Annotated in this window: 13 protein-coding genes; 9 read left to right on the plus strand and 4 right to left on the minus strand. The window is 74.5% G+C overall.

Annotated features, from left to right (window positions below; genetic code table 11):
- Positions 1-150 precede the first annotated feature (150 nt).
- The 3 genes from IH44_RS0120890 (at position 151) to IH44_RS0120900 (ending at position 3,828) form a co-directional block, all read left to right on the plus strand.
- A complete protein-coding gene (locus IH44_RS0120890) occupies positions 151-1,035 on the plus strand; it encodes a LysR family transcriptional regulator (RefSeq protein WP_030461172.1) in 885 nt (294 codons plus the stop codon).
- Positions 1,036-1,354: 319 nt separating this feature from the next.
- Positions 1,355-2,674, plus strand: coding sequence for a bifunctional o-acetylhomoserine/o-acetylserine sulfhydrylase (locus IH44_RS0120895; RefSeq protein WP_030461173.1), 1,320 nt, complete (start codon positions 1,355-1,357; stop codon positions 2,672-2,674).
- Positions 2,671-3,828: a homoserine O-acetyltransferase gene (locus tag IH44_RS0120900; RefSeq protein WP_030461174.1), complete on the plus strand. Its 1,158-nt coding sequence runs from the start codon at positions 2,671-2,673 to the stop codon at positions 3,826-3,828. The genes IH44_RS0120895 and IH44_RS0120900 overlap by 4 nt, the downstream gene beginning before the upstream one ends.
- Positions 3,829-3,846: 18 nt before the next feature.
- Here IH44_RS0120900 and IH44_RS0120905 read toward each other — a convergent pair whose 3' ends face one another.
- A complete protein-coding gene (locus IH44_RS0120905) occupies positions 3,847-4,269 on the minus strand; it encodes a DUF350 domain-containing protein (RefSeq protein WP_030461175.1) in 423 nt (140 codons plus the stop codon).
- 156 nt (positions 4,270-4,425) lie between these two features.
- Between IH44_RS0120905 and IH44_RS0120910 the strand changes: the two genes are divergently transcribed.
- Together IH44_RS0120910 and IH44_RS0120915 are read left to right on the plus strand one after the other, a co-directional pair.
- Positions 4,426-4,767, plus strand: a complete 342-nt coding sequence (locus IH44_RS0120910; protein WP_063759654.1) for a hypothetical protein — start codon at positions 4,426-4,428, stop codon at positions 4,765-4,767.
- Positions 4,768-4,772: 5 nt separating this feature from the next.
- Positions 4,773-6,002, plus strand: coding sequence for a glutathionylspermidine synthase family protein (locus IH44_RS0120915; protein WP_030461177.1), 1,230 nt, complete (start codon positions 4,773-4,775; stop codon positions 6,000-6,002).
- Between the two features lie 64 nt (positions 6,003-6,066).
- On the opposite strand, the gene IH44_RS0120920 is transcribed toward IH44_RS0120915, so the two are convergent.
- Positions 6,067-6,339, minus strand: coding sequence for a hypothetical protein (locus tag IH44_RS0120920; RefSeq protein ID WP_030461178.1), 273 nt, complete (start codon positions 6,337-6,339; stop codon positions 6,067-6,069).
- Positions 6,340-6,593: 254 nt separating this feature from the next.
- Here IH44_RS0120920 and IH44_RS46590 point away from each other — a divergent pair, with 254 nt between their 5' ends.
- Together IH44_RS46590 and IH44_RS0120930 are read left to right on the plus strand one after the other, a co-directional pair.
- Positions 6,594-6,752, plus strand: coding sequence for a hypothetical protein (locus tag IH44_RS46590; RefSeq protein ID WP_157852411.1), 159 nt, complete (start codon positions 6,594-6,596; stop codon positions 6,750-6,752).
- A gap of 14 nt (positions 6,753-6,766) precedes the next feature.
- Positions 6,767-7,021 (plus strand): hypothetical protein, encoded by a 255-nt coding sequence (locus tag IH44_RS0120930; protein WP_030461179.1) that lies wholly within the window; start codon positions 6,767-6,769, stop codon positions 7,019-7,021.
- Between the two features lie 37 nt (positions 7,022-7,058).
- On the opposite strand, the gene IH44_RS49145 is transcribed toward IH44_RS0120930, so the two are convergent.
- A complete protein-coding gene (locus IH44_RS49145) occupies positions 7,059-10,202 on the minus strand; it encodes a LuxR family transcriptional regulator (RefSeq protein WP_081967016.1) in 3,144 nt (1,047 codons plus the stop codon).
- 364 nt (positions 10,203-10,566) lie between these two features.
- On the opposite strand from IH44_RS49145, the gene IH44_RS0120940 reads away from it, so the two are divergent.
- A complete protein-coding gene (locus tag IH44_RS0120940; protein WP_063759655.1) occupies positions 10,567-11,061 on the plus strand; it encodes a DUF5709 domain-containing protein in 495 nt (164 codons plus the stop codon).
- A gap of 36 nt (positions 11,062-11,097) precedes the next feature.
- Here the strand turns inward: IH44_RS0120940 and IH44_RS0120945 are convergent, their stop codons facing one another.
- On the minus strand, positions 11,098-11,829 hold the full coding sequence (locus tag IH44_RS0120945) for a carbon-nitrogen hydrolase family protein (RefSeq protein ID WP_030461182.1): 732 nt from the start codon (positions 11,827-11,829) through the stop codon (positions 11,098-11,100).
- 310 nt (positions 11,830-12,139) lie between these two features.
- Between IH44_RS0120945 and IH44_RS0120950 the strand changes: the two genes are divergently transcribed.
- Positions 12,140-12,544, plus strand: a complete 405-nt coding sequence (locus tag IH44_RS0120950; protein WP_051817127.1) for an SAV_915 family protein — start codon at positions 12,140-12,142, stop codon at positions 12,542-12,544.
- Positions 12,545-12,564: the final 20 nt, after the last annotated feature.

Consider the following 12,564-nt stretch of genomic DNA (forward strand, 5'->3'; position numbering starts at 1 on the left):
CGGAACGGTGGTCGGGGTGGTGGTGCTCGGGGCGATGGTCGGGGTGGTGGTGCCGGGGTTCGCTCTCATGGGCAGCAGTCTGGCCCCGGCCCGATCGATGAGTCCAACACATGTTTGTCAGCCCATTGATCTCGATCCATGATGGATCGCATGGAACTCCAGCAGGTGCGCTACGTCCTCGCGGTGGCCGAGACGCTGAACTTCACCCGGGCCGCCGAGCGCTGCCTGGTCGTGCAGTCGGCGCTCAGCCACCAGATCGCCCGGCTCGAACAGGAGCTGGGCGCCCGCCTGTTCGAGCGCACCAGCCGCCGGGTCCGGCTGACCGCCGCCGGGGAGGCCTTCCTGCCGGCCGCCCGGCAGTGCCTGGAAGCGGCGGAGCGGGCCGCCGCCGAGGTCGCGGCGGCGGTCGGCGAGGTGCGCGGGCGGCTGGCGGTGGGCCTGATCTCGACCGTCACCGCGGTGGACATCCCGGTGGGCCTGCGCGAGTTCCGCGGCCGGCACCCGCAGGTGCGGATCGGCCTGCGGGTGGGCGCCAGCAAGAACCTGGTCGAACAGGTCCGCGAGGGCGAGCTGGACGTCGCCTTCCTCGGGCTGCCGACCACCTTCCGGCCCGAGGGGGTCACGGCCCGCGAGCTCGCCCGCGGCCGGCTGGTCGCCGCCGTCGCGCCGGACCACCCGCTGGCCTCCCGGGGGCGGGTGCCGCTGCGCGAGCTGGCCGCCGAGCCCTTCGTCGACCTCCCGTCGGGCACCGCGGGGCGGGCCCAGACCGATCTGGCGTTCGCCGCCGCGGGGCTGGTGCGCGACGTGGCCTTCGAGGTCGACGAGGCGTCCTACATCCCGCGCCTGGTCGGGCCGGGCCTGGCGGTGGCGATGCTGCCCGCCGCGTACGTCCCGCGGCTGACCGGCATCGCGGTCGTCGAGGTCACGGACGCGCCGGTCCGGATCGAGACGGTGGTCTGGCCGCGCACCGGTCCCACCCCGGCGACGGCGGCGTTCCTGGCCCTGCTCGGCATCCCGGACACCGCCCCGGCCTGAGCGCCCCCGCCGCCCGACCCGCGCCCGAGCTGCCGATTCCCCTCAAATCCCTTTATCGGATGATCAGATGATGTCCCGTCAGGTCTCCGGGACATTGCGCCCCGTGTCGTCCCGTTTCCGCTTCCGCGATCCGCTGGCGGGGCGTTCGCGGCCTGTGCTTACCTGACGCCGTGACCGTCCGGCAGCGCCGCCGCGCCGCCGGCACGGCAGGCACCCCGGCCGCGCAGACCCGCCGGCGGTGCCCTCCTCCCCGCCCTCCCGCGTCCGAGCGACGGCTCCGCCGTGCCCGCGTCGCGCCCGTGATCCGTACAGGAGCAGCATGTCCGAGCAGAGCCCCGAGGCCGTTCCCGGCTGGTCGTTCGAGACCCGGCAGATCCACGCGGGCGCGCAGCCCGACCCGGCGACCGGGGCGCGGGCGGTGCCGATCTACCAGACCACCTCGTTCGCCTTCCGGGACACCGCGCACGCCGCGGACCTGTTCGCGCTCGCCGAGCCGGGCAACATCTACACCCGCATCCACAACCCGACCACCGACGTGCTGGAGCAGCGCCTGGCCTCGCTGGAGGGCGGCGTGGCGGCGGTCGCGCTGGCCTCCGGGCAGGCCGCCGAGACGCTGGCGCTGCTGACGCTGGCCCAGGCCGGCGACCACCTGGTGTCCTCGGCCTCGCTGTACGGCGGCACGTACAACCTGCTGCGGCACACCCTGCCCCGGTTCGGCGTCGAGGTGAGCTTCGTCGAGGACCCGGACGACCTGGAGGCGTGGCGGGCGGCGATCCGCCCGAACACCAAGGCGCTGTTCGCGGAGTCGCTGGGCAACCCGCGCGGCAACGTGCTGGACGTGCGCGGGGTCGCGGACGTCGCGCACGCCGCCGGAGTGCCGCTGATCGTCGACAACACCGTGCCGACCCCGTACCTGCTGCGGCCGCTGGAGCACGGCGCGGACGTCGTGGTGCACTCGGCGACCAAGTTCCTCGGCGGGCACGGCACCACCATCGGCGGCGTGGTCGTGGACGGCGGCAGCTTCGACTTCGGCGCCGACCCCGAGCGCTTCCCCGGCTTCAACGAGCCCGACCCGAGCTACCACGGCCTGCGCTTCTGGGACGCCCTCGGCCCGGGCGCGTTCGCCGCCAAGCTCCGGGTCCAACTGCTGCGCGACCTCGGCCCCGCGCTCTCCCCGCACTCGGCGTTCCTGCTGCTGCAGGGCGTGGAGACGCTGTCGCTGCGGCTGGAGCGGCACACCGCGAACGCCCTGGAGCTGGCCCGCTGGCTGGAGCAGCGCGACGAGGTCGCGGCCGTCCACTACCCGGGGCTGCCCTCCAGCCGCTGGTACGGGGCGGCGCAGCGCTACCTGCCGCGCGGCGCGGGCGCGGTGCTCTCCTTCGAGCTGCGCGACGGCATCGAGGCGGGGCGGCGGTTCGTGGACGGGCTGGAGCTGTTCAGCCACCTCGCCAACATCGGGGACGTGCGTAGCCTAGTGATCCACCCGGCCTCCACCACGCACAGCCAGTTGGACGCCGAGCAGTTGACGGCCACCGGGGCGGCGCCGGGCCTGGTGCGCCTGTCGGTCGGGCTGGAGAGCGTCACGGACCTGCGGGCCGACCTGGAGGCCGGTTTCCGCTCGGCGAAGGGCGCGTCCTGAACGGCCCGCCGCTGCCCGCCGTCCCGCCGCCGTCCTCCGGGGCGTGGCGGGACGGCGACCCGGCCGGGGGGCGGCGCTGGTTCGCGCTGCCCGGGCCGCTCGCCCTGGAGGCGGGCGGCGCCCTGCCGGGGGCCCGGCTGGCGTACCAGACCTGGGGCTCCCCGCGCTCGGACGGCTCCAACGCGGTGCTGGTGCTGCACGCCCTGACCGGGGACAGCCACCTCACCGGGCCGGCCGCCCCCGGGCACCCGACGGCCGGCTGGTGGACGGAACTGGTCGGGCCGGGGCGGGCGTTGGACACCGACCGCTGGTTCGTGGTCGCGCCGAACGTGCTCGGCGGCTGCCAGGGCTCCACCGGCCCGTCCTCGACCGCGCCGGACGGCCGGCCCTGGGGCAGCCGGTTCCCGTTCCTGACCCAGCGCGACCAGGTCGCCGCCGAGGTGCGGCTCGCGGACGCGCTCGGCATCGACCGCTGGGCGCTGGTGGTCGGCGGGTCGATGGGCGGGATGCGCGCGCTGGAGTGGGCGGTGGCGCACCCGCGGCGGGTCGGGGCGCTGCTGGTGCTGGCCACCGCGGCGGCGGCCTCCGCCGAGCAGATCGCGCACGCCTCGGCGCAGTTGCACGCGATCCGCACGGACCCGGGGTGGCACGGCGGCGACTACCACCACCTGCCGCCGGGCGGCGGCCCGCACCGGGGCCTGGGCCTGGCCCGCCGACTGGCCCAGATCACCTACCGCAGCGAGCCCGAGCTCGCGGCCCGCTTCGGCCGGGCCGCGCAGTCGGGCGAACACCCCTGGCGGGGCGGGCGGTTCGCGGTCGAGTCGTACCTCGACCACCACGCCGCGAAGCTCGCCCACCGCTTCGACGCGGGCAGCTACGTGGTCCTCAATGAGGCCATGAACGCGCACGACCTCGGCCGCGGCCGGGGCGGGACGGCGGCGGCGCTGCGCCGGGCCGCCGTTCCGGCGCTGGTCGCCGCGGTCGACTCCGACCGCCTGTACCCGCCCGCCCAGCAGGCCGAACTGGCCGCGCTGCTGCCGGACGCCGACGCGCTGCGGACGCTCTCCTCGCCGCACGGCCACGACGGGTTCCTGCTGGAGGCCGGGCAGGTCGCGCCGCTGTTCGCCGAACTGCTGCCGGCCGCCCGCCGCTGACCCGGCCCCTGCGGATGCTCAGGCGATCGAGGCGGCCACGATCGCGGCGGCGGCCAGGTTGCAGCTGGCCGACACCCACACCGCCGGGTGCGGCTCGGTGGAGACCAGGATCGCGCCGAGCCGCCCGGGGGTGAGCAGGTCCAGCAGCCAGAACGCGAGCGCCATCAGCAGCAGGCCCAGGACGCCGAAGCAGAGCGTGGACAGCAGGCCCTTGCCGAAGTCGTCGTAGGTGTACCGGATCGCGGTGTACACGATGCCGCCGACGCCGAGCAGCGCGGAGCTGAGCAGCACGGCCGCGTTGCGGTTGCCGTCGGCCCAGATCAGCCGGCCCAGCTTGCCGGGGGTGAGCACGTCGATCAGCAGGTAGCCGAGCAGGAGCAGGACCAGGCCCACCAGGCCGTAGACGGCGGCCGCGCCGAGGCCGTGGAGTATGTCGTTCATCTGCGGGGGCTCCCCGGAGGTCGAGCGGCCGCCCGGGCCGCCTCGTGGTCAAGGATCGGCAAAAGATATCCCACGAATACCCCACGCCTCTGGTGTCCCGTCAGTTTTCCGGGGTCCCTCGCCTACCATCCGGCAGCACGCGTACGATGATCCGCCATGACCTCGCCGCCGCCTTCCTCCACCACCGGGCCCGACCGGCCGGCCCCCGGTGCCCGCCGCCGTTCCGGCTTCGTCGCCCTGGGCATGGTCGGCACCCTGGCCCTGACCCTGGCGGGCTGCTCCTCGTCCACCAAGACCCCCAGCCGCTGCGTCGACCCGGGCACCCTCAAGGTCCTCGACGCGCACTCCTGCTCGGCGGGCGGCTCGGGCGCGGGCCAGTGGTACTACTGCGGCTCCGGCAGCACCACCGCGAGCGGCGGCACCTTCAGCAAGGCGGCCGCCAAGCGCGGCGGCTTCGGCTGCCCCAAGGGCAGCAGCAGCGGCTCGGGCGGGGGCTGATCCGGTTGCGCCGCCACACCATCGCCCCGCGCCCCGACTGGCTGGCCACTGTCGAGTCCCAGGGCCTCGTGTACGCGATGTGCTCCGACCCGTGCAACCAGGGCGGCCCGCACGCCTACTGGGACGAGAGCGCCTACTACGAGTTCTCGCTGCCCGAGGTCGAGGCGCTGGAGGAGGTCGTCGAGGAACTCCACGAACTCTCCCTCGCCGCCGCCGAGCACGTGGTGCGCACCGGCCGCTTCGCCGACTTCGGCATCACCGACCCGCGACTGGCCGCCGTGGTCGCCGAGTCCTGGCGCCGCCGCGCCGAACAGCCCAGCGTGTACGGCCGCTTCGACCTCGCCTACGACGGCACCGGACCGGCCAAGCTCTTCGAGTACAACGCCGACACCCCGACCTCGCTGATCGAGGCCGCCGGACCGCAGTGGTTCTGGCTGGAGGACCGCTTCCCCGGGGCCGACCAGTGGAACTCCCTGCACGAGCGGCTGGTCGAGTCCTGGTCCGACCAGAAGCACCTGCTGCCGCCCGGCCCCGTCCACTTCGCCCACTCCCGCGGCGACACCGAGGGCGAGGACTGGCTCACCACCCTCTACCTGCAGGAATGCGCCGAACAGGCCGGTCTGCAGACCGTCGGCATCGCCATGGAGGACATCGGCTGGGACGAGATGTCCGGCCGCTTCGTCGACCTGGAGCACCGCTTCATCCGCTCCGCGTTCAAGCTCTACCCCTGGGAATGGCTCGTCGACGACGAGTTCGCCGACCACCTGCTGAACGTCATCGACCTCGGCGGCGGCACCGGCTCCACCCTGTGGATCGAGCCCGCCTGGAAGATGCTGCTCTCCAACAAGGCCCTGCTGGCCGTGCTGTGGGAGCTCAACCCCGGCCACCCCAACCTGCTGCCCGCCTACCTCGACGGCCCGCGCGAACTCGCCGACCCCGACGGCCCCGGCTACGCCGCCAAGCCGCTGCTCGGCCGGGAGGGCGCCGGCATCCGCATCGTCGAACCCGACGGCAGCCAGACCCGGCTCGCCGACTGGGCCGGCGACCCCGACCGCTACGGCGCCGAAGGCTACTGCTACCAGCAGTACCACCCGCTCCCCGACTTCGACGGCAACCGCCCCGTCCTCGGCACCTGGGTCGTCGACGGCGAATCCGCCGGCCTCGGCATCCGCGAGACCGACGACAGCCCCATCACCCACCAGGGCGCCCGCTTCCTCCCCCACCTCATCCGCTGACCCCGCCCGCTCCCTGACCCCCCGTCAGGGAGCCGCGCCTCCCCCGCTCACCCTTCCTCCCCGCTCAGTCGTCCGCCCCGCCCGGACGGTCGCCGCACGACCGCTGCGCCGGAATCCGCACGGCCCCGGTCCCCTCGGCCGTCCCGCCTCCGGCCCTCCCCCCGTCGACCGCCTCCGGCAGCGGGTACCTGGGGGTGATCCGCGCCAGCGAGGCCAGCCGGGCACGGCTGGTCTGCCGCTCCACCGTCCCCCGGCAGCGGGCCCGGTCGGCGGCCGGCACGTCCGGGGCGGTGAAGTGCTCGGCGGCGTAACGTCGGAAGAGTTCACGGCGGGTCATCGAAACCTCCTGGGCGGCCGGGGGCCGGCGGGCAGCCGTCATCGGGAACACTCCAAGCAAAGCCCCGCCCTCCCGGCCCGAACAATGCGTATCCCCTACCCAACCTCCGTCCCGAACCCTGGGTATCCCCCGCCCATTCCCGGCCACTACCCACCGTTCGCCCACCGCGATGGGTACCACTACGCATTGATCACCGCGCTCAACTCCCGCTTAGCTGGTAGCCGTTCCCTCCCACTCTCGCCCCGGAGGTCCGGATGACCCGCCGCGAACGCTTCCGCCTGTACGCCAGCGAGCACTTCACCGTCCTCGCCGACCAGCCCGCGTCCCCCCGGCGCCGCGGCACCGTCGAACGCCAGACTCGCCGCGCCACCCTCTCCCGACTCGCCCGCCTCCCCCACCACCCCCGCCCCTGACTCCGGCGACCACCATGACTCTCACCGCCTCCCTCACCCTCCCGACCTCACGGTTCCGTTCGGCGGCCGACCTCCCGCTCTGGCTGGTCACCATGCCCACCACCAGCCCCACCGGCACCCGCGGCGAACAGACCTTCGCCGTCCGTGCCCCCACCTGCACGGAAGCACTCACCGCAGCCACCACCACCGCCCACACCCACCCGGCCCTCCGCCACCGCCGCGGCGCCCGCATCGACACCACCGGTGCCCGCGCCACCCTCCACCACTGACCTCCCGTCACCACTCCTGTCCCTACCCTCTTCTCCCTCAGCTCCCGGTCTCCGCCAACGCCTCCGCCACGTCCTTCCGCCCCACGCCCAACTTCCTCAGCACGCTGGCCACATGGTGCTCGACCGTCCTCGGCGACAGGAACAGGGCCTGGGCGATGTCCTGGTTGCTGACTCCCTGCCCGACCAGCTCGGCGACCTGCCGCTCACGTGGCGAGAGCGCCTCGCCGTAGCCGCGCCGCCCGGGCGAGGCCATCCGCCCCAGACCCAGGTCCCGTCGGACGTGCTGGCAGCGGGCCGCGTCGGAGGCCGCGCCGAGGGTGGTGTAGGTGGCTTCGGCAGCGGCCAGCCGCTCGGCCGCCGTCTGCGGGTCGCGGTCGGCGAGTGCCCGGGCCAGCCGCTCTTCGGCCTTGGCGACCTCGTAGGGGCGTCCGATGCCCCGCCAGGCGTCCCGCGCCTCGCGGTAGGACTCGATCGCACCGCACGAGTCCGTCCCCTCCAGCAGGACGCCCCGGGCCAGGGCCAGCCCCGCGTGCGCGGCGGGCGCGTCCGCCCCGTCGATCGCCTCCGCCGCCTCCTCGGTGAGGTGCCTGGCCGCGCCCTCGTCGTCGGCACCCCGTACGGCCTCCACGGCGATCGGCAGCAGTTCCCCGGCCCGGGCCCACGCCCCCGCCTGGCGCAGCATGGCCACGGCCGGTGCCAGCACCGCAGCGGCCGCCTCCGCACCGCGTTCCACCAGCTCCACCGCCCCCAGCCCGGCGGCGGCCCTGATCGCCGTGGTGACCTGCGACTCCCGCTCCCCGTACCTGGCGGCGGACTCGAACTCGGCCCGCGCGACCGCCAACCGCCCCCGCGAAGCGGCCATCCGACCGAACAGCATCGCGCGTTCGACCCGGGCCATCGCCACGTCCGGGTACTCGGTGCCGATGGCCTCGAACCGCTCCTCCAGGCCCTGCCACCGCCCGGCCAGGCCGTCGAGGCGCAGCAGGGCGATCCGGCTGTAGCACTCCAGGTAGGAGATCGCGGCCTGCCGGGCCAGGGCGCGGCTCTCGGCGAGCAGCCGTCCGGCCCGCTGGTCGTGGCCGGTCTCCATGGCGATGTCGCCGACGTTGAACAGGGCCCTGGTGGTCTGCCGGACGAGTTCGGGGTTTGAGGCGTCGCGGGGCAGCCGGTCGAGCTCGGGCCACAGCTCGGGGTCGCCCTCGCGGGCCTGGAAGGTGAGCCTGGTGGCGCGGTAGGCGGCGGCGACCTCCTCGTCGGGTTCGCTCTCCAGGGCTGCGGCGGCCTTGGCCATCCGCTCACGGACGGCCGCGCCCGCGCCGTCGCGTTCGTTCATGGCGAGCGCGACCAGGGCCCGGGCGGCGCGGGCCGGGCGTTCGGCGATGAGCTCGTCGGCGGCCTGTTCGATCAGCGCGAAGCCGGCCCGGTCGCCGCCCTGGACGGCCACCCGCAGGCCCAGGGTCAGCCGGACTTCGCCCCGGTCCGCGACCGGCAGCCGGGGGTCGGCGATGATGTCGGCCAGCACCTCGGTGCTGGCCGCGTCGTAGGCGGCGTTCGCGGCGAGCCCGGACAGTGCCCGGGCGGCCCGTCCCCGGCGCTCGGGCGCGAGGTCGGCCTCGGCGAGCAGCGCGCGCAGCAGCGGCCCGGCCACCGCGGTGTCGCCCTGCTCCACCGCCTGGTCGGCGGCCGCTTCGGCGGCCTGTTGCCAGGCGTCCCGGTCGCCGAGGGCCCGGGTGTGCGCGGCGATCCGGGCGAGCGGCTGCGGTCGCCCGGTGCGCAGCGCGTCGATGGCGCGGCGGTGGAGCGCGGAGCGCGTCGGACCCGGTATCCGCCGGTACGCCACCTGCCGGGCGGGCTCCCAGCGGAACGCGTACCTGGCAGGTTCCGGCTCGCTCAGCACACCCGCCCGCAGCGCCTCCACCAGCCCGGAGGAGACCTGCTCGGCGGACAGCGCGGAAACCTCGGCGATCAGCCCCTCACCGGCCGGCTCCTCCAGCACGGCGACCGTCTCCACCACCGCACGCGCCTCGGCGTCGAGACCTGCCAGCCGCTCGGCCACCGCGTCCCGCAGGCCACGCGCCAGATCCGCCCCGCTCAGGAACGCGACGGGATCCGTCTGCCGGCCGTCCTCCTGCAGGGCCGCCAGGTCCTCGACGACCGCGGCCGGGAGTCCCCCGGACCGTTCGTACAGCAGACGCGCCACCGCAGGCACGGTGCCGGGCCCGACGCCCGGGCCGGCACCGGAGGCGAGGCCGGTACCAGCAGCAACACCGCCGCTGGAGGCTGGAGCAGCAGCGGGCCCGGCCGCGCCATTGGTGCCGGTGCCGGTGCCGGTGCCGGTGCCGGTGCCGGTGCCGAGCACGGTGCGGGCCAGCTCCAGCACTTCCGCCTCGTCCAGGGGCTCGATCCTGAGCAGCCCGCCGGAAACCTCGGGCGGACAGCGGTAGGCCGTTCCCAGCACGGGCGCCCCGTCCGGCAGCTCTTCCGGCCGGTAGGTCACCACCAGCGACAGACCGGGGTGCGGGTCCCTGGCCAGTAGCAGCAACAGCTCCCTGGTCGCCCGATCGGCCCACTGCGCGTCCTCGACCAGCAGCACCACCTCGCCCAGTGCCCCGAGCAGCGCCTGCAGGCCTTGAGTCAGCCGGTACCGCTCGTCGGCTCCCGCACCTGCGGTGTTCTCCGGTAGCAGGTCGGCCAGGTCCGGCAGCCAGGTCCGGAGCGCCCCGGCGCTCGGTGGCATTCCAGCGACTCCGGCCAGCACCGGGCGGCTCCGCCGCAGCGCGTCCAGCACCGGACCGTAGGGGGACGGTTCGGCCACCGGATGGCACCGGCCGGTCAGCACCCGCTCGCCCGGCACCTCGCCCTCCGCCAGCGCCCGCCCGACCAGTGCGGACTTGCCGATACCGGCGTCGCCCTCCACCAGCACCACCGCCGGCGCGGCCCGCAGCGCCTGGACCAGCCGCGTCACTTCGCGCCGCCGTCCCACGAAGCCCGGTGCTCCGCCGTCGTGCCTCATCGCCGCCCATCCCATCCGCACGCCCGACCCGACGGCACCGACCGGCGAGGGCACGTCCGTTCCATGCGCCTCATCATGCCGCGCTGCCCTGACGCCCCGGCCGCCGACCGCCATTCCGCCGCCTACCCGTGCCCCTCGCCTGACTTCCGCGTTACCGAAACCCTTCATCCCCGCCTCCTCTCTCGCTCAAAAACCCTTCACCGCCTCCGCCCGCCCACCGATCCTGATGTTTCTCCCCTCCACCGCGACACCCCTATCGACATGGCCTCGACAAATTCCCGCCACACCGCCACGAACCGCGTCGGCCCGTCCGCCCCTCTTCGACCGGCCTGCGCCCAGCGCAAGCCCCCGACCAGGCACCTTGCCCACCGACAACCGCTTCGCCTCCTTCCTCCGGGCCCCCGGAGGCCGTCCGTCCCACCCGTGTTCCGAGGCCCTCGGCGCCGCGCCGTGTTGCGGGCGGGGTGGCTCCCTGGCGAGCATGAAGAAACTGCGTGTGACCTCACCCCGAGTGACGAGGACAGGTGCTGTCATGACCGACTGGGACGCCCAGGACCCGGAACCCGCCGAGGACGACGGCGTTCTCGAACCTGCCGACTCCCTGCTCACGGACCGGCTGGACGACGACCCGCTCGACACCGGGGTGATCCCGCCGGACGGCTACCGCGGCGCCACCGCGTACGGCACCACGCCCGAGGAGGCCGAGCGCGGCGAGTCCCTGGACCAGCTGCTGTCGGAGGAGGAGCCCGACGACAGTCCCGAGGCGGTCGACGACCGCTGGGCCGACGGCCCCTCGCCCCGGGCCGGCCGCCTGGTCGAGGACGGCATCGACACCGAGGGCACCGATGTCGGGCCGGACGCCGGCGCCGCCAGCGCGGAAGAGGCCGCGGTGCACCTGGTGTACCCGGACGAGGACACCGAAGCCGAGTTCGACGACGCCGAGCCGAACGAGCCGCTGCGGGAGGCGGTCCGGTTCACCGTCCTCGACGATCTGGCCGACCGCGTGCCCGACGACGAATACCGCTGAGCCGCGCCTCTCCCGGTTCCGCCGTTCCCTCCCTCCTCAGTCGCCCGTCTCCACCTCCAGGTCGGCCACCAGCAGCCGGGGCCCGCTCTCGTCCGCCTCGGCCACCACGGTCCCGTCCGGCGCCCACACGGCACTGCCTCCGCAGCCCGTCCACGGCCCGGCGGGACCGACGTGGTTCGCGAGCACCACGTACATCCCGGTGGCCTTCGCTATCGCCGGGTGGACCGTGCGCCGCTCCTCCCGCCCGCCCCCGGTCCCGTACAGCGAGCTCGCCAGGTGAACCCGGCAACCCTGGGCCGCGTTCCGCCCGGACACCTCGGGGAAGTGGTTGTCGAAGCACGTCGCCAGCGAGTAGCCGACGCCGTCCGCCCAGAAGCGGCCGCCACCGCTGCCCGGCTCGAACACCTCCCGCTCGTTCTCGTACAGGTGCTCCTTCGCGTACACCGCCGCCACGGAGCCGTCCGGGGCGTACACGGTGCTGGTGATCTGCGGCCGGCCTCCCGGCCCTGCCGCGGCTCCGTTGACCACCACCGTGATCCCCGCGCCACGTAGCGGGTCGAGGCGGGCGTCCTCCGCCTCCGTCCACAGCGTCCGGTCCTGGCCGATCAGCCCGGGTTCGTATCCGGTGAGAGCCAGCTCCGGGCAGACCATCACCGCGCTGCCAGCCGCCCGGGCCTCCTGCGCCAGTTCCGCGATCTGCCGCACATTGGCCACCACGTCACCCACAACGCACTCGAACTGAGCCGCCGCCACTCGTACCTGTGCCATCCCGCTCTCCTCTTCGTCGCCCCGCGCACTCGGACGCTACCGCTACCACCTACCGCAGCTCGTTCCGCAGAGGTCCCGACGCCCCCCGCATCCCGACTCGTCCAACCGAACTGCGGTCTTCCGGCACTCACCACACATGCCTACCGACCTCGGCGCCGCAGCCCCACCGCGCCATGATCCGGGGATCAAGAAGCCGTCAGGGCGCGGTACCTCACCAAGATTTCCGGCGTAGCGTCGATGCCATGACGTGCTGGCGCTGGGCGGCCGCCCGGCACCTTTCTGCGCCCGCCACCCACCACGGAGGCATCCCATGCAGCAGCGCCACGACGACGCCGGTCCGGAGCCTGCGAAACGCGTTCCTTCCGGCTTCCTCCTGGTACCGGTCAGACCCCATCCGCTGGGCTGCACCGCTCAGCTCTTTCGCACCGCACTCGGCGACCGGACCGCTGTCGCTTTCACCTCCGAAACCCTCCTGGCCCGCGTCCTCGGCTCCGCCCAGTCCTGGGCGGAGTTCTCCGAACCGGCGCTGCGCGCACTGGTCGCTCCGCTGGGCGTCACCGCCCTCACCATCGACCCTCAGCTCGTGGCAGCTGCTCCGCGAAGCCGTCCGCGCCCCGAGGCCGCACGCGCCGCCCACACCCTCGGTCCTTCCGCCGTCTCCCAACCTCTCCTGGGGCCCACGCCACCGCCGCCCATCGTCTTCCCCACCGGCTGAACCGCCATCAGTCTGCAGCC

It is taken from the genome of Kitasatospora sp. NRRL B-11411 (assembly GCF_000721345.1).
Classification (GTDB): domain Bacteria; phylum Actinomycetota; class Actinomycetes; order Streptomycetales; family Streptomycetaceae; genus Kitasatospora; species Kitasatospora cineracea.

Bases quoted from the DNA above. Each gene is read 5' to 3' on its own strand.
- IH44_RS0120905 (WP_030461175.1), bottom strand. From the start codon at position 4,269: ATGAACGACATACTCCACGGCCTCGGCGCGGCCGCCGTCTACGGCCTG.
- IH44_RS0120920 (WP_030461178.1), bottom strand. From the start codon at position 6,339: ATGACCCGCCGTGAACTCTTCCGACGTTACGCCGCCGAGCACTTCACC.
- IH44_RS0120895 (WP_030461173.1), top strand. From the start codon at position 1,355: ATGTCCGAGCAGAGCCCCGAGGCCGTTCCCGGCTGGTCGTTCGAGACC.
- IH44_RS0120945 (WP_030461182.1), bottom strand. From the start codon at position 11,829: ATGGCACAGGTACGAGTGGCGGCGGCTCAGTTCGAGTGCGTTGTGGGT.
- IH44_RS0120910 (WP_063759654.1), top strand. From the start codon at position 4,426: ATGACCTCGCCGCCGCCTTCCTCCACCACCGGGCCCGACCGGCCGGCC.
- IH44_RS0120940 (WP_063759655.1), top strand. From the start codon at position 10,567: ATGACCGACTGGGACGCCCAGGACCCGGAACCCGCCGAGGACGACGGC.
- IH44_RS0120950 (WP_051817127.1), top strand. From the start codon at position 12,140: ATGCAGCAGCGCCACGACGACGCCGGTCCGGAGCCTGCGAAACGCGTT.
- IH44_RS49145 (WP_081967016.1), bottom strand. From the start codon at position 10,202: ATGAAGGGTTTCGGTAACGCGGAAGTCAGGCGAGGGGCACGGGTAGGC.
- IH44_RS0120890 (WP_030461172.1), top strand. From the start codon at position 151: ATGGAACTCCAGCAGGTGCGCTACGTCCTCGCGGTGGCCGAGACGCTG.
- IH44_RS46590 (WP_157852411.1), top strand. From the start codon at position 6,594: ATGACCCGCCGCGAACGCTTCCGCCTGTACGCCAGCGAGCACTTCACC.
- IH44_RS0120930 (WP_030461179.1), top strand. From the start codon at position 6,767: ATGACTCTCACCGCCTCCCTCACCCTCCCGACCTCACGGTTCCGTTCG.